General features: G+C 71.0%; 19 protein-coding genes. 8 read left to right on the forward strand and 11 right to left on the reverse strand.

Annotated features, from left to right (window positions below):
* Positions 1–56 precede the first annotated feature (56 nt).
* Positions 57–1,334, forward strand: coding sequence for an MFS transporter (locus DFJ66_RS11830; protein WP_121220735.1), 1,278 nt, complete (start codon positions 57–59; stop codon positions 1,332–1,334).
* Here the strand turns inward: DFJ66_RS11830 and DFJ66_RS11835 are convergent.
* The 8 genes from DFJ66_RS11835 to DFJ66_RS11870 all read right to left on the reverse strand — a co-directional run bounded on the left by DFJ66_RS11835 (position 1,313) and on the right by DFJ66_RS11870 (position 8,929).
* Positions 1,313–2,284, reverse strand: coding sequence for an ArsR/SmtB family transcription factor (locus DFJ66_RS11835; RefSeq protein WP_121220737.1), 972 nt, complete (start codon positions 2,282–2,284; stop codon positions 1,313–1,315). The genes DFJ66_RS11830 and DFJ66_RS11835 overlap by 22 nt on opposite strands.
* Positions 2,278–3,546 carry an ATP-grasp domain-containing protein gene (locus DFJ66_RS11840; RefSeq protein ID WP_121220739.1) on the reverse strand — a complete coding sequence of 423 codons (1,269 nt, stop codon included), beginning with the start codon at positions 3,544–3,546 and terminating at the stop codon, positions 2,278–2,280. The genes DFJ66_RS11835 and DFJ66_RS11840 overlap by 7 nt, the downstream gene beginning before the upstream one ends.
* Positions 3,543–4,313 carry a class I SAM-dependent methyltransferase gene (locus DFJ66_RS11845; protein WP_121220742.1) on the reverse strand — a complete coding sequence of 257 codons (771 nt, stop codon included), beginning with the start codon at positions 4,311–4,313 and terminating at the stop codon, positions 3,543–3,545. The genes DFJ66_RS11840 and DFJ66_RS11845 overlap by 4 nt, the downstream gene beginning before the upstream one ends.
* Before the next feature lie 33 nt (positions 4,314–4,346).
* Positions 4,347–5,192, reverse strand: coding sequence for a hypothetical protein (locus DFJ66_RS11850; RefSeq protein WP_147459209.1), 846 nt, complete (start codon positions 5,190–5,192; stop codon positions 4,347–4,349).
* Complete coding sequence (locus DFJ66_RS11855) at positions 5,170–5,520, reverse strand: hypothetical protein (RefSeq protein WP_121220746.1); 351 nt, start codon at positions 5,518–5,520, stop codon at positions 5,170–5,172. The genes DFJ66_RS11850 and DFJ66_RS11855 overlap by 23 nt, the downstream gene beginning before the upstream one ends.
* A gap of 254 nt (positions 5,521–5,774) precedes the next feature.
* A complete protein-coding gene (locus DFJ66_RS11860) occupies positions 5,775–7,148 on the reverse strand; it encodes a hypothetical protein (RefSeq protein ID WP_121220748.1) in 1,374 nt (457 codons plus the stop codon).
* Positions 7,145–8,158: an aspartyl/asparaginyl beta-hydroxylase domain-containing protein gene (locus tag DFJ66_RS11865; RefSeq protein WP_121220750.1), complete on the reverse strand. Its 1,014-nt coding sequence runs from the start codon at positions 8,156–8,158 to the stop codon at positions 7,145–7,147. Before DFJ66_RS11865 ends, DFJ66_RS11860 begins: the two co-directional genes overlap by 4 nt.
* 30 nt (positions 8,159–8,188) lie before the next feature.
* Complete coding sequence (locus tag DFJ66_RS11870) at positions 8,189–8,929, reverse strand: cytochrome P450 (RefSeq protein ID WP_170199286.1); 741 nt, start codon at positions 8,927–8,929, stop codon at positions 8,189–8,191.
* Between the two features lie 751 nt (positions 8,930–9,680).
* Between DFJ66_RS11870 and DFJ66_RS11875 the strand changes: the two genes are divergently transcribed.
* The gene (locus tag DFJ66_RS11875; RefSeq protein WP_121220754.1) at positions 9,681–10,838 is read left to right on the forward strand and encodes a glycine amidinotransferase; all 1,158 of its coding nucleotides are present in this window, start codon (positions 9,681–9,683) and stop codon (positions 10,836–10,838) included.
* Between the two features lie 54 nt (positions 10,839–10,892).
* On the opposite strand, the gene DFJ66_RS11880 is transcribed toward DFJ66_RS11875, so the two are convergent.
* Positions 10,893–11,801 carry a LysR family transcriptional regulator gene (locus DFJ66_RS11880; protein ID WP_121220756.1) on the reverse strand — a complete coding sequence of 303 codons (909 nt, stop codon included), beginning with the start codon at positions 11,799–11,801 and terminating at the stop codon, positions 10,893–10,895.
* Between the two features lie 745 nt (positions 11,802–12,546).
* Here DFJ66_RS11880 and DFJ66_RS42125 point away from each other — a divergent pair.
* The 3 genes from DFJ66_RS42125 to DFJ66_RS11890 all read left to right on the forward strand — a co-directional run bounded on the left by DFJ66_RS42125 (position 12,547) and on the right by DFJ66_RS11890 (position 13,806).
* Complete coding sequence (locus DFJ66_RS42125; RefSeq protein WP_147459210.1) at positions 12,547–12,813, forward strand: hypothetical protein; 267 nt, start codon at positions 12,547–12,549, stop codon at positions 12,811–12,813.
* A gap of 129 nt (positions 12,814–12,942) precedes the next feature.
* On the forward strand, positions 12,943–13,404 hold the full coding sequence (locus DFJ66_RS11885; RefSeq protein ID WP_121220758.1) for an SRPBCC family protein: 462 nt from the start codon (positions 12,943–12,945) through the stop codon (positions 13,402–13,404).
* A 102-nt stretch (positions 13,405–13,506) separates the two neighbouring features.
* On the forward strand, positions 13,507–13,806 hold the full coding sequence (locus DFJ66_RS11890) for a hypothetical protein (protein WP_121220760.1): 300 nt from the start codon (positions 13,507–13,509) through the stop codon (positions 13,804–13,806).
* Between the two features lie 51 nt (positions 13,807–13,857).
* Here the strand turns inward: DFJ66_RS11890 and DFJ66_RS11895 are convergent, their stop codons facing one another.
* Both DFJ66_RS11895 and DFJ66_RS11900 read right to left on the reverse strand, forming a co-directional pair.
* Positions 13,858–15,129, reverse strand: a complete 1,272-nt coding sequence (locus tag DFJ66_RS11895) for an extracellular catalytic domain type 2 short-chain-length polyhydroxyalkanoate depolymerase (protein ID WP_121220762.1) — start codon at positions 15,127–15,129, stop codon at positions 13,858–13,860.
* A gap of 320 nt (positions 15,130–15,449) precedes the next feature.
* On the reverse strand, positions 15,450–16,457 hold the full coding sequence (locus DFJ66_RS11900) for a winged helix-turn-helix domain-containing protein (protein WP_147459211.1): 1,008 nt from the start codon (positions 16,455–16,457) through the stop codon (positions 15,450–15,452).
* A 307-nt stretch (positions 16,458–16,764) separates the two neighbouring features.
* Between DFJ66_RS11900 and DFJ66_RS11905 the strand changes: the two genes are divergently transcribed.
* The 3 genes from DFJ66_RS11905 (at position 16,765) to DFJ66_RS11915 (ending at position 22,983) form a co-directional block, all read left to right on the forward strand.
* On the forward strand, positions 16,765–17,370 hold the full coding sequence (locus tag DFJ66_RS11905) for a hypothetical protein (protein WP_121220766.1): 606 nt from the start codon (positions 16,765–16,767) through the stop codon (positions 17,368–17,370).
* Between the two features lie 607 nt (positions 17,371–17,977).
* The gene (locus DFJ66_RS11910; protein ID WP_121220768.1) at positions 17,978–21,124 is read left to right on the forward strand and encodes an AfsR/SARP family transcriptional regulator; all 3,147 of its coding nucleotides are present in this window, start codon (positions 17,978–17,980) and stop codon (positions 21,122–21,124) included.
* 167 nt (positions 21,125–21,291) lie between these two features.
* The gene (locus DFJ66_RS11915) at positions 21,292–22,983 is read left to right on the forward strand and encodes a DUF8189 domain-containing protein (protein WP_121220770.1); all 1,692 of its coding nucleotides are present in this window, start codon (positions 21,292–21,294) and stop codon (positions 22,981–22,983) included.
* The last annotated feature ends 5 nt before the right edge of the window (positions 22,984–22,988 follow it).

Here is a 22,988-nt window from a genome sequence, read left to right on the forward strand (position 1 = left end):
TTTCGTCCAGGAGCGAAACTTCACCGCGCGTTCGGCATCACGCGACGATCGCGACCATGAACCCTCACAAGCCCGACAGCCGCGCGCGACGGTCCCTGTTGTTCCGGCGCAGGGACTTCGGTCTCCTGTGGCTCGGCGAGACGACCAGCGTCACGGGCAGTGCCATGACCTCGGTCGTCCTGCCGTTGATCGCGGTCACGGTGTTGGACGCGGGAACGTTCGTCATCGCCCTGGTGGAAGCGGCGATCTGGCTGCCCTGGCTCGTGGTCGGACTGCCGGCCGGTGCCCTGATCGACCGGCTGCGCAGTCGGGGCGTGATGGTGTGGTGCGACGTCGTGGGCGCGTTGACGATCGTGCTGCTCGTCGTGTCGATGGCGTTGGACGCCCTGACCGTCGGTCAACTGCTCGCGGCGGCCCTCGTGAGCGGCGTGCGGGCCGTGTTCTTCGAGCCTGCCCACTACAAGTACCTGCCGCTGCTGGTCGAGGACGACGAACTGCCCGCGGCGAACTCGCTCGTGCACGGCAGCGAGTCGGCGTCGGTGGTGGCCGGTCCCGCGCTGGCCGGGGTGGTGGTGGGAGCGTTCGGCGCGCTCGCCGCCCTGCTGGCCGACGCGGTCACCTTCCTGGTGTCGGCGCTGTGCTTGCTCGGCATCCGCACTCGCGAGCCGCGGCCGGAGCGCACGGCCGGGCCGGGTGGAATCGGTGGCGAGATCGCGGAAGGCGTCCGGTTCACCGTGCGGGACCGCTACCTTCGGGTCGTCGCCCTCACCGGGGGCCTGCTCAACTTCACGCTCGCCGGCATGGGCGCGCTGCAAGTCGTCTTCCTCGTGCGGACGAACGGGGTGCCGGCCGCCCTCGCCGGCGTGGTGGTGGGACTCGCGGGCCTCGGCGGGGTGGTCGGTGCGGTGGTGGCCACTTTCATCGCGAGGCGGTTGGGCAGTGCGCGTGCGGTGGTCGCGATCATCGGCACCGGTGTGGTGTGCGGGCTGCTCGTGCCGCTGACGGGCCCGGGTCCGGCGCTCGGGTGGTTCGTGGTCGGCACGCTCGGGCAGGTGGCGACCGTGGTCGCGGCCAACGTCCTCATGGCCGGCTTCACCCAGCGCTACTGCCCACGGGAACTGCTCGCCCGCGTGATGGTCGTGTCCCGCGTGGTGGCCTACGCGACCGCGCCCCTCGGTGCCGTCGCGGCGGGGGCGCTCGGGTCGGCGTTGGGCGTGCGCGGCGCGATGTGGGTCCTGGCGCTCTCCGCGGCGTCGGCCGTCGCGGTGCAGGTGCTCGGCGGCCTGGCGCGCACTCGCGACCTGCCCGCCACCTACGACCCGTCACGAACCTGACCGGCGTGCACGAGGCGGTCACCCAGTTCCGTGCGCCGGTAGACCACCGAACGGCCCCGGCGGGTACGGTCCACGAGTCCCGCCCGGCGCAGCACGGCGAGGTGGTCGCCGACCGCGCCGAGCGCCAGCCCGAGCCGCCGGGCCAGGTCGGTCGTGGTGCCGGGTTCGGCCAGGGCGGCCAGGAGACCTGCCCGCGACCGACCGAGCAGATCGGCGAGCGGTTGCGGGTCGACCGGCGGTGGGACAGGGCCCGACCGCGTCGGGTACACCAGGCTCCGGCCGACGCCCTCCTCCACGCACACCGTCAGCCCCGGCCGGACGAACACCGACGGGACCAGCACCAGACCGCCGTCCACGACCACCCGGGCGTTGCCGCGGACCGACGGGATCTCCAACCGGTGACCCGACCGGCGCAGCTCGGGGTGGAGACCGGTGACCACCTCGGCCCACCCGCACCGCTCCACGGCGGCCCGCCGGTCCGCGATGTCCGCCCTGTGGTGCTCGCGGAGCACGTCCCAATGGGGTGCGAGCAGTCGCTCCCACGAAGCCTCCAGCACCGTCGCGACGCGCTCGACGGCGTTCCTCCCGTTGAGCACGGCCGCCACCCGCGGGTCGCTCGGCGGGTTCAGCTGCAGGCAGCGGACGATCTCCCGACGCGCGCGAACCGGTGACGTGGCCCGCAAGGCGGCGAGGTCGTCCTCCCAGGTCTGCTCCGGCCCGTCCGGCGGTCGCGCGAGGAAGTCAGCCCCGTACCGCGCGCCCTGCAACGACCGGACCAGGTCCATGTCGACCTCGGCGACCAGTGCCCCGTACGCCTTCGTCAGCCCGCGCGGCCACTCGGGCGCACGGCGGGTGTCGAGCCGGTCGATCAAGCTGACCAGCTCGAACAAGGGCGAGATCCCGAACCGCGACCGCGCCAGCGCCCGCGGTGTGAACTCGAGGCTCAGCACACCGCCGGCGGAACCGGCTCGACCGCGGCCGACACGAGCGTTCGAGCGGTCACGGCAGCCACCACAGCGGGCGCGACCAGCCCATCCCCGGCCCGCGGCCGCACGTGCGGCAGTTCCACCACATCACCTCCCGGCAGCGGGACGACCACGTCCAACGACGGTACCCGTCTGATCGCCGAGCGGACGGCTTCCTCGATGAGCTGCGGATCCGCGTCGTGCACACCGGGCAGGGCCTCCTGAGCGCCCCGGTGCAGGAGGTTCTCCGACAACTCAGGCCACGCCTCCGCAAGCCCCAGCCCTCCCGACAGCCGCGGGTTCAGCTCCGTCGCGAGGAACCGGCCGCCGGACACGATGCCGTCCACGCTGAACATGCCCCGGAAGCCCACCACCGCGGCCAGTCGCTCGCCTGCGCGACGGGCCGCCTCCCGGATGTCGCGCGCGATCCCGTCGTCCGGACGCCACCAGGTCGATGTGCCGCAGAACAGCAGCTCGCTCCGCTCCGGGTCGCACAGCGTCACGATCTCGATCGGGTCGAACACCGCGACACCGTCGCGCAACACGAGACCGATCACGCTGCACGGCACGCCGGGCACGAAACCCGCGATCCGCACCCGGTCAGCGAGGTCGCGCAACCCGTCGAGGCACGTGTTCAGGTCCGCCGGGTGGCGCACCCACGTCAGTCCTCGCGAGCCGCCCCAGAAGCCGCGGCTGGAGTCGCGGGCGACCACCACACCCCACTCGCCGAAGAGGTGGGCGGCGGCGGCTCGCAACGCGCTGTCGCCCGGGGGTCCGACGACGTGGTCCGGGGACGCCACGCCGGTCGCCCGCCACAACCGCTCCACGCGGACCTTGTCCTCCCACTGCCCCCACTCCGGGCGCCGGCGGCCGTGCGCCGTCCGCCCGCAGAACGCCGTGATGGAGGCGTACTGGTTGCCCAGGACCACCAACTCGCGCGCCGGGTCGACGTCGTCCAGCCACGCCGCCACCTCCGGTCCGGGATCGTGGACCCACCGCTCGAACTGCCGTCGGCTCAGTGGACCGCCGTGGGCGGAGCAGTCCCAGACGTGCGGGACGCGCGGTGCGTCGGCGGCCGGTCGAGTAGCCGTGACCACCACGGACACGGTCGCACCGTGCCGCTCCAGGTCCTCGATGACCCCGCGTGCGCCGCCGTCCAGTCCAGGCAGCAGCAGGGCCACCGAACGGCCGGTCCAGAAGTCGGTCAACGAGCGGATGATCCGCCACGCCACGTCCGCCCCGTTCATCGCGGCCCTCCTCTCCCGGTCAGCAGAACGCATGCGTACGCCGCCTGCACCACGCCACCGAGCCGCGTGTCCACGTGTTCCTCCACCGCGTCCAGGAAACGGTCCAGCGAAGCTTCGGGAAGCGTGCGGTACGTGCTCGCCGTGCCGACCAGTCGCGCCCACTCGACGGCGGTGTAGGACCGTGTCCACGGCGTGCTTTCGACGTCGACCTGCCGGAAACCCGAGGTCTGCAACTCCTCTGCGAACAGGTCTACGTCGAGGGGGAACGACCGTTCGGCCGCTCGCGCGGCCCGGTCCCAGCCGAGCGGCAGCACGCGGTGGGCGATGTCGGCCAAATCCGCGTCCAGCTCGTCCTGACCGAGCGGCAGGTTCCACGCCAGGAGCACGAGTCCGTCGGGGCGGAGGCATTCCGCGACCTTGTCGGCCCTCGTCCGGGGATCGAGCCAGTGCCACGCCTGGGCGCAGGCCACCACGTCGTAGGCGCGGGCCGACGGACGCCAGTCCTCGAAGGTGCGGACCTGGATCGGGAAACCGCGCCGCGCGGCGACGGCCGCCATCTGCTCGTCCGGCTCCACGCCCGTCACCCGGAAGCCGATGTCGGCCAAGACCGCCGCGAACTTGCCGGTCCCGCAACCGATGTCCACCGCGTCGGCGGGCACCTCCACGTCGCGCACAGCGGCACGAACCGCCGCGACGGGGTAGTCAGGGCGATAGCGGTCGTAGTCGTCCGCGGCTCCGCCGAAGATCCGTGTCGCGTCGATGCTCAAGGTTCACCTTCCCTCTGGAGGACGTGCCGCCGGTCAGGGCACGAAGACGAGATAGGCGGCGAGGGTCGCCAGGGTGAAAGGGGCCAGGCGCAGCGGGAGGATGCCCAGGAACGCCATGTGCAGCGCGACACCGGCCGCGATCGCGGCGGATCGCGTCTCCGGGACGAGTAGGCCGACGGGGATCAGCACCTCGAGCACCACGACGGTGACCGCGAGGACGCGCCAGCGGGTGCCGGCCCCACCTGCCGCGGCGGCACGGGTCGCCCCCAGCGGTGGGTGCGCGTACTCCCACATCGGCAGCAGCGGTTTCGCCTGGCGGGCGACGTAGGCCAACTGCGCCAGGGACAGCCCGGAGACGAACTGGCTCGATCGAACCTTGTGGTAGGCGCTGTTCCAGTACATGTCCGCGGTGAGCAGCACGATCAGGAACTGGCTCCAGGTGTTGGCCGAACTGGAGCCGTCGGACAGGCTCAGCGAGTCGCCCAGCCTGCCCGCAGGGAGCAGGCACAGGAGCGACAGGCTGATGTAGATCGTGTTGAAGCGGTACTCGTAGCTCAGCTCGTGCAGGAACCCGACCGCCGCGATGAGAGCGGCGATCTTCGGCGCGACACCGAAGAACAACATCACCGCGGCGATGCCCCGCGCCACGACGAGCGGCTTGTGCACCGCCGCCAGGAACCGGGCCCACCGCACGCCGCGCTGCCGCTCCAGCACGTAGCGGCCGAACCCACCGGGGCGGAAGCGGTTCCAGTCGCCGAGGAACGCCGTGGCGCCGATCTTGATCAGCACGGCCGCCGCGAGCAGCATCCGGTACACCTGAAGGTTGGCGTCGCGCACCGGCGTGTCGAAGCCGTTGCTAAGACTCTCCAGAAGCCACACGCGGATCACCGACTTCGACTTCGAGTTCTCCGAAATGCCCGTAGAGGTGCCCTGCGCAGACCACGTCGCCGCGCCGCTCGCGCAAGTAGTCCAGGTACAGGTCGAGCAGGTCGGGCGGGATGATGAACTCGCCCGGCGGGAAGTCGTCGTAGGGGTTGACCGGGGTTCTCCGCCCCGAGAGGCGGTCGCGGACCTCGATGCGGACCAGAGCCGCCGTCGTCCAGGCGTACATCGGCCAACTGAAGACCCGCCCGACCGGAGGACGGAGGCCACCGTCGAGCATCAAGACGACCACGGCGACGGTCACGACGAGCTGGATGTCGATCACGGTGCCTCCTTCGGTGGAAAACGGGGTGGGGCCGCCCGCATCGGACGGCCCCGACCGACCACGATCACCGGTGCACGCTGAACACGAGCTTGCTGATCCGGTTCTGCTTCTTGGCCCGCTCCGCCTTGGCGGCAGCAGCCTTGGCCTGCTCGACGATGGTGCGCATCACATTCGCCTCCTTCCCTGGGTGAGTTCCGGTTCGCCGGCGGGTGCGGCGTGCTGCTCCCGCCGGGCGCTTCCACCGGCAAGGCCCGTCAGACCACGAAGACGGGCCCCGTACCGGCGAGCTTGACCCGCCTGGTCGGCGTACCGAACGGCGCGTTCTTGCGGATCACGCCGGTGGGGACCTGGTCGCCGATCGCGAAGTAGCCGTAGTCGACGAACGTGCGCTCGCTGCGCAGCACGCCGTCCCGCACGATCGAACTGGTGGTGGGAGCGGACATGGCCGTGCGCTGGACGATCCAGGCTTCGGACGAGGTGAGCGCCTCGTCGACGGCGGCGGCCCACTCACCGTCGCCGACCTCGCACCCGATCAGCACACCGCGCCCGCAAAAACCCGCGCCCGGCTTGAGGACCAGCCGCTCGCGGTCGGCCACGACCCACTGCACCAGGTCGACGTCGCCACCGTCCACAGTCGTCCGCGTGTCTTCCAAGACCCGTGTCCACGGCAGGAAGCCGCGCAGCACTCCGGCCAGGTCCGCGGGCAGCCGGCCCGCGTCCAGCTCCTCCGACAGCACGGCCAGGATCGTCTTGTTCGCGGCGATCGCGTCCTCGAGTTCGTCGGCGATGACGACCGTGCCCGCCCGGCCCGCTTCCAGGATCGGCGCGAGCAGCGGGTGGTTGCGCTCCGGGTCGGGTTCCTCGGCGGCCAGCCGGTAGACGATGCCGCAGCGCTCACCCGCGAGAGCCACACCGTCCCTCCCGCCCTCCAGGTCCTCCACCGCGGCCACGGTGGCGCGCAGCCCGTGGCGGCGCAGCTCCGCGGCGAGCACTTCGAACGTGCCGCCGTAGTCGCCGAGGTCGTCGGCGAACTCGGTGACCACGACCAGGTCTGCCGTCAACCCGGCGTCGGACAGGCGCTTCCTCAGGTGGGCGGCCAGCACGGCGACGTTGTCGGGCGGCCGAGCGTCCAGCGCGCGCAGGAAGTCGCCGATCACCGGTGCTTCCAGGAACGCCCGTGCCTGGACGTCGGCGTCGGCCAAGACCCCGCATGAGGACCCGGCGTTCGGCTCCACGATCGTGAAGTCGTCGCCGGCCAGCACGACGTCGGGGCGCGCGATGGTCAGCCACCGCGGCCGCCGCGCACCCTCGACGTAGCGGCGCGTGGGCGGCTCCAGACGAAGGGCGTCGGCGAGCCGCCCCCACGAGCCCTCCAGGCGGCCGTCGAACACGAAATCCAACGCACGCCTCAACGCCTCGTGGCAGGACCGCAGTCGCTCGACCGCCTCACGGGGCAGCAGGGCGGGGGGAACGGGGAGGACCTCGCCCGCCGAGTGCACGTCGCGCCGCAACAGCTCCCGCTGCAAGGGTCCGTCGACCGCGAAGTGGTCCGCGATCTCGGCCGCGTGCGCGGCAGCGTGCTCGTGGATCGCCGCGTTCATCCGGTCGACGCGCTGCTCGAGCGTCACGACACCGCCTCGCGCACGCCGACGGGCTGCGCGGGCACCCGCCGGCTCCAGATCTCCGAACCACCCTTGCGGGTGTGCAGCGTGACGTGGTCGTCCCCGATCTCGACGGTCCGCTCGCGGGTCCAGCCGGCGAAGCGGAACTCGCCGTCGCCGACCGGCAGGAGCCGGAACCGCGGCTTGCGGTCCGCGACCAAGACGAGGGCGCCGTCCACGTCCTCGACCGACATCGGCACGAGTTGGTCGTCGTCCAGGTGCGCACCGTCCGCCGCCTCGAACGACAGGAAGGACCTCGGGGCTTCGAACGCGCACACCGGGGACGGGTCGTCGACGGCGGTGTCGCCGAAGCGCTGCTGGACCAGGTAGCCGGCGCGGTTGGACGGTTCGCGGAACACGGGCGGGAACAGCGCGAGCAGGTCGTCGGTGACCACGACGTCGACAACGAGGTGGATCCGGCGCTCCGCGCCGGTGTTGCGCACCAAGTGCGCCCGCGTGAAGTCCGCGTACCACAGACCGCCGGGCTCCCAGCAGTACGTCTCGCCGTCGAGCACGAGGATCGCTTCGGGCAGCGTTCGCACCGGGACGTGCAGCCGGACCGTGCCCCACGGCAGTCCGACCTTCGTGTCGCTGTGCAGCGGCGACTCCGCACCGGGGCCGAGTGCCATGAGACGGGCAGACCGCAGCGGCCCGGGAATGGCGGCGAGGACCTCCCGGAACGCCGGCAGGCGGTCCAGCCACGGCGTGTCGGCGAAGTCCGCGAGTTCGGGCCCACCCGGGTCGGTGCGGTCGGCGGCACCGCCGATGGAGCGCAGCGGGATGGTGCGCCAGTCCAGCGTCGTACTGGGCAGGCCGACTCCGTCACCGGTCATGATGTTGATGGCCGACCACGTGCCGGCGTCGATCGACGCCAAGTCCTCGCGCAGGGCGTCCGAATCGAACGCCGCGGCCAACCGCGCGACCGGCGGCAGCTGCGCGAGCACGGGGGCCGCGGGCCAGGGGTCAACTGCTTGCATGGCGATCTTCTCCAGTGGTCGGGAACAGCGTCAGCGGGGAAGGAGGCGCAGGGGCAGGCGATCCAGGCCACGCAGGGTCGCGGAGGGGCGGATCTCCGCCGCGGCGGCGGGTTCGACGCGGTAGCGCCGGGACAAGGCGTTCAGGGTGGGCACGTGCAGGGCCGTCGCGAGGGCGGTGCCCAGGCACGAGTGGGCACCGCGGCCGAATCCCAGGTGCGGGTTGGGCGCCCGGTCCAGCCGCAACTCGTCCGGGCGTTCGAACACCTCGGGGTCGCGGTTGGCCGAGGCGAGCACCGCGAGCACCTCCTGGCCGCGCTCGATCCGTTGCCCGCCGATCTCGACGTCCTCCGCACACGCGCGGCTGTCCGCCTGGACGACGCTCGTGTAGCGGACGATCTCGTTGTACGCGGCCGTGCTCAGGGTCATCGGCTCGTCCTGGTCCAGCAGGTCGCGTTCGACGAGCAGGTGGACGGCCTGGCCGAGCAGGCTGCTCGACGACGAGAAACCCGCGACGAGGACCTGGCGCAGGGAGTTGACCAGCAGGCGGCGCAGCGGGCCCGCGGCGTCGAAGTCCACGTGCCGGAGCAGGCCGTCGTCCGGCGGCTCGGCAACCCACGGGTCGAGCAGCCCCGACAGGTACTCCCGAGCCGGCACGCCCGCCGCGCCCCTGGTGGGGTCCAGGCCCGCGTCCATGCTGAGCACAAGGGCGCGCTGGGCCGCGTGGAACCGGTCCGGCTCACCGAAGTCCGGTACACCGAACAGGAGCCGCATGCTTTCCAAGGACAACGGTTCGGCGAATTCCCTGATGAAGTCGAACCGATCCGGATCGGCCCCGGCAAGCAGCTTTTCCGCGTATTCCGCGCACGTCTTGACCCAATCCCGCATGTCGACACCGCGCAACCCTCGGACCAGGAGGTGGCGAACTGCGGCGTGGTGTGGCGGATCGACGTTCTGGATGCCGATCACAGCGGTGGGCGGCTCCTCTCCGAGAACGGCGATGTCCGAGCTGAACACCGTCGAATCGGTCACCACACGCGTACAATCTTCGTGCCGCAGGACCAGCCACGCTCGCAGCGGTTCGTGCCAGTGCACCGGCGCTTCACGACGCATCGCCGCGTAAACCGGGAACGGGTCCCGGAGCATTTCCGGGGACAACGGGTCGAACACTGTTGTCAACCTTCCGTACCGCAGGTCGAGGGAGGTGTGGGGTCAACCAGGCGCAGCGGTCGTTCACGCCGGTCCGCCCGCCGGTGGCGGGCGGACCGGTATCCGCGGCAACGCGGACAGCGAAGTCAGTGGACGTAACGCATGACAACCTCCTTCACCGGTTCGCCCGACGCGTTCACCACGCTCGTCGACGACGTCGGTCGTTCTCGTCGGGCTGTTGCCAGGTTAGCGGGAATCCGGCGGCGGTCGGCTATATCAACCGCGCACGAGCCGCATCGCGAGTGATATAGCCCGGCGCGATCGAAGGTGCACTACGGTTCCGCTCGACTGCGATCCGGCGGATTGGGAGCGAACCATGCGACTCAACAGCTACGACGACTGGTCGCCATTGCGCGAGGTCGTTCTCGGTTCGGCGGCGAACTATTCGGCGCATGAACGCGAGCTGTCGTTCGACCTGTTCTTCTACGACCAGTTGTCCGACAAGTCGTTCTACGACCGGATGTACTACCCGCGCCTGTCCACGCCGAACCCCGGCACCCACGGCGGGAAGGCCACCAGGTCACCGATCAAACAGCGGTACGTGGAGGAACTCGAAGAGGACGTCGAAGGCATGGCCGAGGCCCTGACCTCCCTGGGCGTGCGGGTGCTGCGCCCGCTACCGCTGGCCGACGACTCACTGCGCGTCGAGACCTTGGCCTGGTCGGCAGCGGTGGTCCCGCCGCTCAACGTCCGGGACAACACGCTCGTCCTCGGCGACGAGATCATCGAGACACCGCCGCAGGTCCGGTCCCGCTACTTCGAGACCCAGTTCCTCACGCGCATCTTCGCCGACTACCACCGGGAAGGCGCACGGTGGACGGTGATGCCCAGACCGTTGATGACGGACAACTCCTTCGACCCGTCGTACGCCAAGGGTTCGCCGGGAGGGCCTGCCGAGTTCATCGACGACCCTCAGCCGTCTCCGTACGACGTCGGTTACGAGATGATGTTCGACGGGGCGCAGTGCCTCCGGTTGGGCAAGGACCTCTTGGTCAACATCTCCACGGCCAACCACGCGGCGGCCTGCGACTGGCTGGAGCGGCACCTGGACGGCAGGTTCCGCATCCACCGCGTTCACGGTCTCGCCGACAACCACATCGACAGCATGGTGCTGGCGTTGCGGCCCGGCCTCCTGCTCGTGCGGACGCCCCAGATCGCCGAAGCCCTGCCGGAGCCGCTGCGCAAGTGGGACATGATCTTCCCGCCGGAGCCGCGCGGCAACAACTTCCCGGTGTACGACGACGACGATCTCATCCTCACCAGCCCCTACATCGACCTCAACGTCCTGTCGATCGATCCCACGACGGTCATGGTCAACGAAGCGTGCCCGGAATTGGCACAGGTGTTGGAGCGCCGCGGCTTCACAGTCGTTCCCGTGCGACACCGGCACCGCCGCCTCTTCGGTGGGGGGCTGCACTGCTTCACCCTCGACACCGTGCGCGAGGGTTCCGCCGCAGAGGACTACCTGGGCTGAACGAACGAGCGACGTGGCCGCGCCGTCCGCCGGCCGAGCGGCGCGGCCACGTGCTCACGACTCCGCGAACTCCACCACGATCGCGTCCGGAGCCCGGTACCAGTCGCGGATGCGGACGACGAGTTCGTCCACGAGTTCGGGAGCACAGGCCACGGGGTCCCAGGCCACGACCACCTGGAGGGCGCTGCCCTGACCGAACGGCATGAACCGACCGCCGACCGCCGCGGCCCCGGCCGGGTCGCCCGCGGCCAGCATGGGGCGCTTGGCGAGCATGTCCACCAACGCCGCGCGGGAGGCCGTGAAGTAGCGGATGTCCGGTTGGAAGCCGAACCTCCCGCCGAACCGGACCAGTTCCTGGTGCAGCTCGGTCTCCGGCATGCAGGACACCCACTGCTGTCCGCGCAGGTCCTCGACGGCGACCCGGCCGCGGTCGTGCAGCGAGTGCCCGGGCGGGATGACCACCCCGATCGGGACGTCCCCGACGTCGGCCAGGCGCAGTCGTTGCGGGAGCTCGAGCGAACTACCGGACGACCTCGTCGTCTCGACGAAGTCCAGCGCCCGGTTCACCAGGGCCTTCAGGCCCGATGATCCTTCGACCAGCGCGAACTGCGCGGATCGCGTGGGGAGCTTCCCATCGGACTCCAGCGCGGCCATGAGAGCGGTGGACGACAGGCCTAATCGAACACCGGCGTGCGGCCGCGGCTTGGTCGCGTCGTCGTGCTCAAGCGCCTGCATCCCCGCGTCGATGGCCCGCAGGTGCGGCAGCAGGCGCCCGCCGTGGCGAGTCAGCGTGACGCCGTTGCTGCTGCGGTCGAAGAGCCGGTGCCCAAGTGTCTGTTCGATCCTGCTCAGCTGGGAACTCAACGCGGGCTGCGGCACCCCCAGCCGTTGCGCGGCGCGACGGATGCTCGACTCCTCGATCACTGTGAGCAGAATCCGGATGTGCCGGATCTCCAACTTCACTGCCGACCTCCACGGTTTGAATGGTCACGAGCGACGTGCGACATTTCCGCTTCTGACTGGCGTGTGCCGGTGGACGCCTTGGAGCACCGCCCGACAGGCATCAACGACGATGCGTTCATTCGATGTGAAGGCACGCCGAGGAACCACCCTTGACCTTCGGCAGTCGGAAACCGACCAAACGGCCAAAATCCGCGCACCTGTGGCATGGGTGGGTACATCGCCGCATTCGCCGGCCCACACGCGGGTGTGGTGCCGGGACGGCGACCCGAGCTTCAAGAACCGCAGGTCGCGGCCTTCAGCGAAAGGAAACGGCCTCGATGCGGGCCGCGCTCGGGCTAGTGGAGCTCAGCAGCGGAAAAGAACCGCGGATGCGACATGACCACGCTTGTCCCGGTGTGCTCCATCGTCAGACCGTCCCCCCGGACAGAATTTCGGCAATCGACGGCCGTCAGTGTAGTTGAACGGGAGGTGCAGTCAAGCGCACCGATGGTGCCGTCAATCGCGGTCCCTCTCGGCCGTCCGCACGTCGCCTGAGGCTCCGCCCCAACCTCGTCGACGCAGTAGCCGTTCTGTTCGATTCGCCGCAGTGCAGCCTGCTCCAACGCCGCAGGATCGGCCGTGCCGCGTCGATTCCGGACAACCGGTTGGGCCGAACCGGTCATCTTCGGAACGGATCGGCCTGGTGGGTCGTCTCGTCTCAGGCGCGGTAGCTTGGCTTGATCGTCATGTCACCGGAGGGGAGCCGATGACTGATCCGTTGGCCACGTGCAGCGTTTGGTGGACGACTGGGAGCGCAACGCCGAGGAGAAAGCCGCCCGGTACTAGGCGATGCGGCAGGAGGTCGAGCGGATCTCCATCACCGCTGCCGGGCGCCCACGCGGTCGTCACGCCGGACGGGACGGCGCACCGGTTCACCGTCACACCGGACAGCAAGGTCACGTACCCGCCCGAACTGGACGCGGTGTTCGACGGCCGGGGCACCGCGACCCTCGTCCTGCGCCGGACCGGCTGAGCCGGAACCCGCTGCGGCGTCCGGTAACACGGCGTCGGTGTTCGACGACTTGCTCAACTGGGCACGCACCCCGCGGCCCCGCCCGTGCGGCGCTTCCCCGAAGTGCTCGCCACGCACTAGGAGACCACCATGGCCCTGTCGCCGAAGTACTCCGTCTACCACTCAGCCGTCCTCGACGCAGACGCCGACGAGGTGTGGGCGAAGGTCCGGGACATCATGGTGCTGCTCGACATCGTGTTCGGCGAGGGCGTCGAGAACGCGCACTGGACCCACGGCGGCTCGGCGAAGAAGGTGCCGTCGACGTTCGAGTTCACCCTCCTGCCCAACCACGACCTGGCGGTGGAGGAGGTCGTGGGCCGCTCGGAGACCGAACGCTCGCTCACCTACCGCTCGGTCGGGCAGGTGTTGTTCATCGTGGACTACGTGGCCACCTACCGGGTCCGGCCGGTGACGAACGAACCGGGTCGCAGCTTCATCGAGTGGGAACGCGAGTTCCGCGTGGTCCCCGACGCGCCGGCCGGCTTCCTCGACGACCTGGAAGCCCTCCTCGTCCAGGAGATCGCGACCGTGAAGGCGCACTTCGCCGCCTGACGCGGGCCACAGGTCGGTGCGGCAGGACGAGCCGGGGTGTAGCCGGGCGCGGTGGCGGGCACTCCCCCAGCAGGACCGGAACGTGCCTCCTGGGGGAGTGACATGCGCTTCAGCTCCGACAAGGACCTCGAACTGGCCGAGGACGCCGACCCCGCCGTCTTCCCGAGCGAGCGGTCACGGCGTCGGGCCATCGGCTTCGACCGGTGGTCGGGCCGCCACCCGGTGCTGATCACGCTGCTGACCGGCGCGGGCGTGGGCGTCCTGCTGTGGCTGGCCCTGCTGAACGCTCCCGCGGACAGGTTCGCTGTCCGCCTGGTCTTCTACGTGGCGGTCGTCGTCCTGGTGACGGTGGGGATCGCCCGGCTGGCGCTGAAGGCCAGGAAGAAGTACTACGGCCGTTGAGGGTGGCGTGCCCGCGGTGGTGAGCCGCGGGCACGCGCGAGGTGTGCATGACTAGCACTTCACCCAGTAGCCCGGAGAGGTCTGTCGGATGCTGCTGGTGGTGTAGACGTTCCACAGGCCGAGCACCTGGTTGGAGCCCATCGCGTAGGTCTGGCCCCAGAGGGCGTAGGCGCGACCGGCGGTGGTGTGCGCGTAGTTGTTGGCGGTGACGCATTCCGGCGTCGGCTGCGTGGTCGTGGTGGTCGGTGCGGTGGTGGTCGGTGCGGTGGTCGACGTCGGTTGGGTGGTGGAGGTGGGTTGTCCGCCACCGCCTTGCATGGCCTTGGCCATGTTCGCCACGGCGGTCATCTGCGGGCCGCTCTTGAGCGGGTACTGGGGGGACTGGTAGCCCCACCAGTCCCAGCAGCCGCGCGGGTTGCCGGTCATCGTGGTGGCCTGCGGGTAGAGCACGATCATGTTGTTGGTGTCGGCGTACTCGTTGAGGTAGCTCTTGTCCATCAACGCTTTGCCGACCAACCCGTAGTACTGGTAGCAGCCGTGCAGGGTGACCATCAGCTTGCACGGCCCGGACTCGCACGCCCGAGGGACGTAGGCGAAGCCCTCCCGGCCCATGCTCGCCGCGGCCGGGTTGCCGCCGGGCACGTACGCGCTCTGGTCGAACTGGATCAACCGGCCGGTCAACGCCCCCGTGGTGGCCGGGTTCACCGCCCCGAACAGGTGGCCGAGCATTTCCCGGACGGGGTCGTTGCCGCAGTTGTTGATGTAGGGCGAGGACGTGGAGCCGCAACTGTTCGGGCCGATGGGACTGACCCACGCGTGCCCGGCCTGGCTGGTGTTGTTGTAGGCGACCCGCGCGCCGAAGTCGCGGTAGTAGGTGGCCAGGTCGTTGTTGACGGCCCTGTCGATCGTCTGGTCCGCGCCCCCGTGGAACAGCCACACCGGGTCACCCGACAGGTTCTGCGGCGGGTCGACCTGGCCGGCGCCGGCGCGGTTGCGGGTCAACTGCTCGAGCTCGCCCGGTGTCTTGCGGGGCATGAACGTGTCCATGCACGCGTTCAGCGCGGTGCTGAGGTTGTTCTGGGCGCAGTCGTACGGGCCGGCGGAGTAGATCCCGGCGCCCTGGAACAGGCTGGAGTACGCGACGTGCAGCTGGTTGGCCATGAAGCCACCCGAGGACAACCCGCTGACGTAGGTGCCGGTGATGTCGTACTTGCCGAGCCCGCCCGTCTCCGATGCGGGCACGGCGGCCGTCGAGATGGCCAGGGAGGTCGCGGCCAGGCTGACGGCCGCGCCGAGTGTGAGCAACGCGTTCTTCAATCGCATGTGTTCGCCTCCGTCATTGCAGGCGCCGCCATCGCCGGAAGAGCACGTGATGACGGACAGGGTGGGTTGTTCGTTTTTCTTGGCGGACAGGCGGGACACCGTTTCCGCCAGTCGCACGTGATCGCAGTCACTGGTGTTTCACAGAGGTTAGGAACCGGCGCCGCGGGCCACCATGTGAACCGTTGACATCCCGGGCCGACGCCGACTGTCGGAAGACGCCATTGAGTCCGGGTGGGAGGTCGATACAATTCGACCCGGAGTTGTTTCCAGGATATTTGAAGAATGCGGGCGATGGCGTGCCCGCGAGTGTGCGGGGACTTTCAGCGGGTGAGCAGGTCGAGGAGGCGGTCGCCGCGTTCCGTGCGTTCGATGCCGACCTCGCGGCCTTCACGCCGGCGCAGCACCAGCCCGGCGTCCTCCAGGCACCGGGCGTGATAGCTCAACGCGTTGCGGCTGGTGCCGACCACGTCGGCGAGCCGCCCCATCGTCGTCCGCCGGTCGAGTGCGCGCAGGATCGCCGCTCGGACGTCGCCGCACACCAGTTCCAGCGCGTTCGCCCGCCCCGGTCCCCGGGCGTCGTCGGTGCCCGCCCAGAGGCGCGCCACCCCGGGGATCGGGTAGCCCAGCCAGGGCAGCTCGGGATGACCGAGGTTGAACACGAGCGAGCGGGGAGCCGACAGCATCGGCGCGAAGACCAGTCGTCGACCCGCCAGACCGGGCCCACCCGACCCACCGGCGGGCAGGAGCAACGTCCCGCCCACGCACCGGGTGAGGGGCGAGAGCGAACCGAGGACCACCGGCAGCCCACCCGTGACCACCGCCCGCCCCAGGCGCTCGACCTCCCGTTCCAGGAGCGGGGCACCACGGCGCCACACCACCTCGACCGCCTTCCACACGGCGGCCATCGCGTCCGCGTAGTCACCGAGCCACCGCCTCCGCTGCCGGAGAACGCGCGACCAGTGCGCCGGGATGCGCCCGGGTCCGTAGCAGGCTTCGAGGCCGCGGACGAGGTCGTCGTCGGTGAGCTCGTGCAACCGCTGCAGCTCGGGCTCGATCCCGTCCTGGGTGCCGAGCTCGGTCGGCACCAGGCAGTCGGGGATCGAGGCGTAGCCGGGCACCGTCAACACCGACAACGCGTGGCGGACCCGCGGCCGTACCGCCGCACTGATCCCGTCCTGCCGGCCAGGCGGAAGACCACGCCGCCGCTCACCCGCGATGTCCGCGAGAAGCGCCAGCATCGTGGGCAACGGGGTGACGGTCACCGAGGCCCGCACGTCATCCGGATCACCCAGGTCGAACCCCACCAGCCCGGCCCGGCGATCCACCACCTCGACCACACTCCCGGACTAGCACGAACGCACGGCGCACCGCTTTCGGCTCATTCCGGACTCTCGCACCGGCGCGCGTCGACGTGCAAGGACTTCATCGATTTTTGAAATGTTGCGCGTGACGGTCTCGCGCCGCACGCTGAACCGCGCGAAGTGGCTGAGTTGAACCGGGGCACGTGCCACCACAGCCGGCGTGCCCTCGGCGACGTCCATACCGCCATTCTCACCTCCGCCAGATCGGGACGACCCCGGACTCACTTACGGCACCTCTATGATTACGCTCCGTTGCACACGTAGAGGAGGTCCGGTGGCCGACGACCAGCAACCCGTGAACCGCAAGACGAGCGTCATCGAACACGGCCCGGCCTGGATCACCGCGATCGTCGGCGTGATCAGCCTGCTGACGGGCATCTTCTGGGGTAAGGCGACTTCGTCGGAGTCGGCCGCGACGACCGTCACGCAGACGATCACGGAGACGGTGACCGAGCGAGCGCAGGCGTCGGGCTCGGCACCCGCAGCCACCGGCACTCCCCAGGCGAACAGCAGCAGCCTGTTCTACAGCGGAGACGTCGCGTTCGAGCAGTGCACGGTGGGCGGCTTCAGCCTGGACTGGAATCCGCCTCGGTTCCTGGACGGCAAGAACCTCGAGACCGGGTGCGGCTCGCGGGATCTCCGCGCGGAGGACAACACGCCGTACGTGCTCGCCGAGTGGACCACGCAGTCGGAACCTTCCCGCGACGACTGCCGCAAGCAGGTCGACGAGAAGGGCAAATCCTCCACCGGGAAACTGGTCGTCGGCAGCTACATCTGTGGTCGCACGCCCGAGGGGCGGGATTTCCGAGGCCGAGTCAAGGGCGTCCCCGAGGACGTCTCGGCTCGCCTTGTCGTGGCCTTCGAGGTCTACAACAAGTAACCGGCTTCCTCGGTGCCCGGCGTCCGACCCAACCCGGTGGACGAGGCCGTGCGGTGAGGATGAGCACGGCCCGTCGAGTGTGCGACAGGCCCTTCGCACGCTTCCACCAACAGCGCGGCTCGCCCCGCGGTCGAGTTCCGTCGACGACCGGCCCCACGGCCTCCGCTCCGAACCACGAACCCGCGCTGCCCGAGGTTCCCCGCACGCGTGGCGAGCGGTGCGGTTGGCAGGGTGCGGAGGTGGTGACGTGGTTCGACCCAGCGTCGGCCCTCACCGTTTCCTATGGCGATGTACGCGCTGAGCCAGCCGGAGGACAGGTGGTCGTCGCGGCGGCTGAAGACAGTAGCGCCCGATGTCAACGGGTGGGCTGTCGACCACCGCAACGGCGACCGCTCCCCACGGGTCGGATCCGCTGTCCTACAACGTGTCCAGCAACGCGGGCAGCCCGGGCGGCGCGTCGGCACCGCGCGGCGCCTGACCGCGAGCGAACAGGTGGCGGTGGGCCTGCTCCTAGGCACCTGTCGACGCCCCAGGGGTTTGACGACGCCCGACTTCCTGGAAGGATACGGCGCGGGCACGAGGCCGGCCCGGGGGAGGCGGGATACCCATGCGGTTTCGGGTTCTCGGCTCCGTCGAGGCCTACGACGGTGACCGCCGGCTGCCCGTTCCCGGTGGCAAGCCGCTTCTCCTGCTCGCCGCGCTGCTGACCGAGGCCGGTCGGGTCGTCGCGGTCGACCGGTTGGTCGACATCCTCTGGCCCGAGGACCCGCCCGAGACCTGCCGCGCCCTCATCCACACCCACGTCGCCACGCTGCGGCGTGCGCTGAAGGCCGGTGACGAGATCACGACCCGGCCACCGGGGTACCTCCTCCGGGTCGGCACCGACGACCTGGACAGCGCCGTCTTCGAGCGGGACGTCGGCGACGCGCGGGAAGCCGCCGCCGGTGGGCGTGCCACCGACGCGATCCGGACCTACCGCGCCGCGGAGGCGCTCTGGCGGGGGTCCGTCGCCTACGCGGGCGTCGAGGCGGCTCCCGTCGTGGCCGAAGCCAACCGCCTCGACGCGCTGCGGCTGGCCGCCATCGAGGAGCGCATCGACATCGAGCTCGGTCTCGGCCGCGAGCGGGAGCTGGTGTCGGAGCTGACCGGCGTCGTCGCGGCCCGGCCGCACAACGAACGGCTGCGTGCCCGGCTGATGGTGGTGCTCTACCGGCTGGGCCGCCAGGCCGACGCCCTCGCGACCTACGCCGCCGGCCGCGCCGCCCTGGTCGACACGCTCGGCATCGAGCCCGGCCCCGAGCTGCGCGGCACCCACGAGGCGATCCTGCGCGGCGACCCGGTCCTGCTCCCGACGACACCGGACGCCCGGACGACACCGGACACCTCGACAACCGCGGACAAGACAACCGGGGACACTCCAACGGCACCGGGCACCCCGACAACCGCGGACGCCCCGACCACCGCGGAACAGGTACCGAGCCCGCCCGAAGCACCCCCGACGACGCGGGCACAGACCGGCACGCCCGCGCGGCGCGCGCCCGCGCAGCTCCCGATCGTGCCGGCCGACTTCACCGGGCGCGCCACGGCCATCGCCGAGATGGTCGCCATGCTCACCTCGGACGCCGCGCCGACCTGTGTGGTCGCCGGTCAGGGCGGTGCCGGGAAGTCCACCCTGGCGCTGCGGGTGGCGCACGACCTGGCGCCGTCCTTCCCCGATGGTCAGCTCTACGTCGACCTGCGCGGGGCGAGCGGCAGCCCGACCCCGCCCGTCGAGGTGCTGGGCCGGTTCCTGCGGGCGCTCGGGTCCGACCCGGCCGCGGTGCCGGACTCGCTGGACGAGCGTGCCGACCACTTCCGGACCCTGCTGTCCACCCGCCGCATGCTCGTGGTGCTCGACGACGCGGCCGGCGAGGGGCAGGTGCGCCCGCTGTTACCCGGCGGGGCCGGCAACGCCGTCATCGTCACCGCGCGCCGGCGGCTGCCGGGCCTGGCCGGCGCCACCCACGTCCAGCTCGACGTCATGTCCGAGGACGAGGCGGTGGCGCTGCTCGGCCGCATCGCCGGTCCGCAGCGGGTCGCCGCCGAGCCGGACCAGGCCCGGGAGCTCGTGCGGCTGTGCGGGTTCCTCCCGCTCCCCGTGCGCATCGTGGGTGCCCGGCTCGCGTCCCGTTCGTACTGGACCCTGGCGGCGATGGTGGCCCGCCTGGCCGACGAGACCCGCCGGCTCGACGAGCTCGCCGTCGCCGACCAGCAGGTGCGCGCCGGCATCGAGGTCACCTACCGCGGGCTCGACGAACGGTCCCGGGCCGCGCTGCGCGCCCTGTGCTGGATGAGCCTGCCCGACTTCCCCGCGTGGGTCACCGCGCGCCTGCTCGACATCCCCACCGACGACGCCGACCTGGCGATCGAGGCGCTCCTCGACGCCCACCTGATGGCCGTCGTCACGGTCGACGGCGTCGGGCAGCCCCGGTTCCGCATCCACGAGCTCATCCAGATCTACGGCCGGGAGCAGGCCGCGGCGGCCGACCCGCCGGAGCACCGCGCCGCCGCCGTGCGCCGCGTGCTCGGCACCTGGCTGCGGCTGGTCGACCAGGCAGGAGCGCACGCGCCCGGCGGCACCATCCCGTTCGCACCGGAGCTGCCCCGCGACGAACCGGTCGACCCGGTCGACCAGGTCACGGCCGGGCCGAGCGGCACGGCGCCGGCCGCCTGGCTGGAGGCCGAGCAGGCGGCGCTCGTGGCGGCCGTCGAACGGGCCGCCGCGCTCGGGCTGGTCGACAGCGCGGTCGCGCTGGCCACGGCACTGGGCGGGTCGGTGTTCGCGCTCGGCAACCAGTTCGAGGCCTGGCGGCGGACCCACACCGCCGCCCTCGCCGCCGCCCGGGACGCCGGCGACCGCGCCGCGGAGGCGGTCATGCTGGCGCAGCTCGGGCAGCTGTACTACACGCAGGACAACTACGGCCCGGCGCACCAGCACCTGCTGGAGGCGCTGACCACCTTCCGCGAGCTGGGCGACCCGCGTGGCGAGGCGACCGCGCAGGCGTCGCTGGGCTGGATCTGCCGCGAGCAGGGCCGCCTGCCGGAGGCACTGCACTTCCTCCGCCAGGCGCACGCGTACTTCACGACCACGTCGCTGGACCCGGCGATCGGCTACACGGGCCGGCTCATCGGCACCACGCTCTTGGAGCAGGGCGAGTTCGACCAGGCGCGGGCCGACCTCACCGAAGCCCTCGCCGCCTACCGCCGCTGCGGGTCGCGCCACGGTGAGGCGCTGGTGCTGCGCAGCCTCGGCCTGGTCCACCGCGCGGTGGGCGAGCTCGACGAGGCCCTGGCGCTGAGCACGGAGGCGTTGGCCATCCTGCGTGCGATCGGCGACGAGAAGCACGAGGCGTACGGGCTGCAGGCGGTGGCGAAGACCCTGGTGCGACTGGGCCGGGGCGACGAGGCCGGGCCGATGCTCGACCAGGCGATGGCCATCTGCGAGCGGCTCGACGACGCGTGGGGCGTCGCCTTCGTGCTGCGCACCCGTGGCGAGCTGCACCTGGCGGCGGGTCGGCTCACCGAAGCGGAGGACGACCTGACGGGCGCGATCCGCATGTTCGCCGACCTCGACGTCGCCATGATGCGCGCCCGCGCCGAACGCGACCTCGCCCGCGTGCTGGACGCCCGCGGCGACCACGCGGCGGCCGAGAAGGTTCGGGAGAACGCCCTGGCGACGTTCAAGACCCACGGCGCGCGGGAGTTCCGGGAGTAGCGGACCCGGCCGCCCTGCAGCAGCCCTGCAGGATCCCTGTACGCGCCGCTGCCGGTCGCTGTACCGCCGCGCCCACCGTTCGTGCAGGGGTGATGGAGGCGGCCGGGTCATCTTTCGTCCCGAAGCGGGCTGACGACGAGCCCCACCGTGAGGACGAGGACACAACCATGAGCACATCCACGCGATGGCACCGACGGCTCGGCGGCATCCTGCTCATCCCCGTGCTGTTCCTGCTCGGTCTCGCGACCGCGCCGGCGGCGGCCGCGTCGCCACTCACCCGGTCGGCGTCGGCCGTGCCGGACGACCCGCCGCTGCCCGAGTACCCCGGCCTGACGGCGTCCGGGTTGGGCACCACCGCGGTGTCCACCACGTCCATCCCGTGCGCCGACAACGGCGCCGACCACGTCATGACCCGCGCCGAGGCGCTGACCCGGGCCCGCAGCTGGCTCAGCGTCGGCGGCGTGCCGTACAGCCAGGAGCGCTGCTACAAGAACCAGTACGGCGACTACCGCACCGACTGCTCGGGGTTCATCTCGATGGCGTGGGGGCTGGGCGGCTCGGGAAGCGCTTTCTGGACGGGCAACCTGTCCACCCGCTCGTTCCCGATCCCACGCGGTGACCTGAAACCCGGCGACGCGCTGCTGCGGTACACCGGCGACCCGAGCGAGAACCACGTGGCGCTGTTCGTGAAGTGGTCCGACGCGGCGCACACCGAGCCGGTGGTCATCGAGCAGTCGGGCAGCCGCGACACCGTCGAGCGCACGTGGTCGGCGAGCAACGCCGCGCTGTACACGCCGGTTCGCTACGACCACATCGTCGACGCCGCACCGCAACCCGAGTCGGCGCTGTCGTCGCAGCCCGTCGTGCACAACCCGATGGGCGACACGCTCGAGGTCTACAGCGTCGGCGCGAACGGGCACGTGTACGAGAGCTGGTGGCGGGACGGTGCCTGGTCGTCGTGGCACGACTTGGGCGGCACCGGCTTCACCGCCTCGCCGGCCGCCATCCACAACTCGATCGGCGGGACGCTGGAGGTCTACGCGACCGGCGCCGATGGCCACGTCTACGAGAAGTGGTGGCGCTCCGGTGCCGGCTGGTCGGCCTGGGCCGACCTGGGTGGCACCAACCTCACCGGCACTCCGGCCGTCGTGCACAACCCGGTCGGCGACACGCTGGAGCTCTACGCGACCGGCACCGATGGCCACGTCTACGAGAAGTGGTGGCGCTCCGGCTCCGGCTGGTCGGCCTGGGCCGACCTCGGCGGCACCAACCTCACCGGCACTCCGGCCGTGGTCTACAACCCGATCGGCAACACCGTCGAGGTCTACGCGACCAGCAGCAACGGCCACGTGCACGAGAAGTGGTGGCGCTCCGGTGCCGGCTGGTCGGCCTGGGCCGACCTCGGCGGCACCAACCTCACCGGCTCGCCCGCCGCAGTGCACAACCCGATCGGCGACACGCTCGAGCTCTACGCGACCGGCACCGATGGCCACGTCTACGAGAAGTGGTGGCGGGACGGCAGCGGCTGGTCCTCGTGGCACGACCTGGGCGGCACGAACCTGACCGGCTCGCCGCGCGCGGTCTACAACCCGATCGGCAACACCGTCGAGGTCTACGCGACCGGCGGCACCGGGCACGTCCACGAGAAGTGGTGGCGGGACGGCGTCGGCTGGTCGTCCTGGAGCGACCTCGGCGGCACCGGCTTCACCGGGACGCCGTCAGTCGTGCACAACCCGATCGGGAAGACCGTCGAGGTCTACACCCTCGGCACCAACGGGCACCTGAACGAGACCTGGTGGCGGGCCGGCACCGGCTGGTCGGCGTGGACCGACCTCGGCGGCACCGACTTCACCGGCTGAGCACC

This window comes from Saccharothrix variisporea, assembly GCF_003634995.1.
Taxonomy (GTDB): domain Bacteria; phylum Actinomycetota; class Actinomycetes; order Mycobacteriales; family Pseudonocardiaceae; genus Actinosynnema; species Actinosynnema variisporeum.

Bases quoted from the DNA above. Each gene is read 5' to 3' on its own strand.
- DFJ66_RS11830 (WP_121220735.1), top strand. From the start codon at position 57: ATGAACCCTCACAAGCCCGACAGCCGCGCGCGACGGTCCCTGTTGTTC.
- DFJ66_RS11840 (WP_121220739.1), bottom strand. From the start codon at position 3,546: ATGAACGGGGCGGACGTGGCGTGGCGGATCATCCGCTCGTTGACCGAC.
- DFJ66_RS11865 (WP_121220750.1), bottom strand. From the start codon at position 8,158: ATGCAAGCAGTTGACCCCTGGCCCGCGGCCCCCGTGCTCGCGCAGCTG.
- DFJ66_RS11870 (WP_170199286.1), bottom strand. From the start codon at position 8,929: ATGCGGCTCCTGTTCGGTGTACCGGACTTCGGTGAGCCGGACCGGTTC.
- DFJ66_RS11875 (WP_121220754.1), top strand. From the start codon at position 9,681: ATGCGACTCAACAGCTACGACGACTGGTCGCCATTGCGCGAGGTCGTT.
- DFJ66_RS42125 (WP_147459210.1), top strand. From the start codon at position 12,547: ATGACTGATCCGTTGGCCACGTGCAGCGTTTGGTGGACGACTGGGAGC.
- DFJ66_RS11885 (WP_121220758.1), top strand. From the start codon at position 12,943: ATGGCCCTGTCGCCGAAGTACTCCGTCTACCACTCAGCCGTCCTCGAC.
- DFJ66_RS11890 (WP_121220760.1), top strand. From the start codon at position 13,507: ATGCGCTTCAGCTCCGACAAGGACCTCGAACTGGCCGAGGACGCCGAC.
- DFJ66_RS11895 (WP_121220762.1), bottom strand. From the start codon at position 15,129: ATGCGATTGAAGAACGCGTTGCTCACACTCGGCGCGGCCGTCAGCCTG.
- DFJ66_RS11910 (WP_121220768.1), top strand. From the start codon at position 17,978: ATGCGGTTTCGGGTTCTCGGCTCCGTCGAGGCCTACGACGGTGACCGC.
- DFJ66_RS11915 (WP_121220770.1), top strand. From the start codon at position 21,292: ATGAGCACATCCACGCGATGGCACCGACGGCTCGGCGGCATCCTGCTC.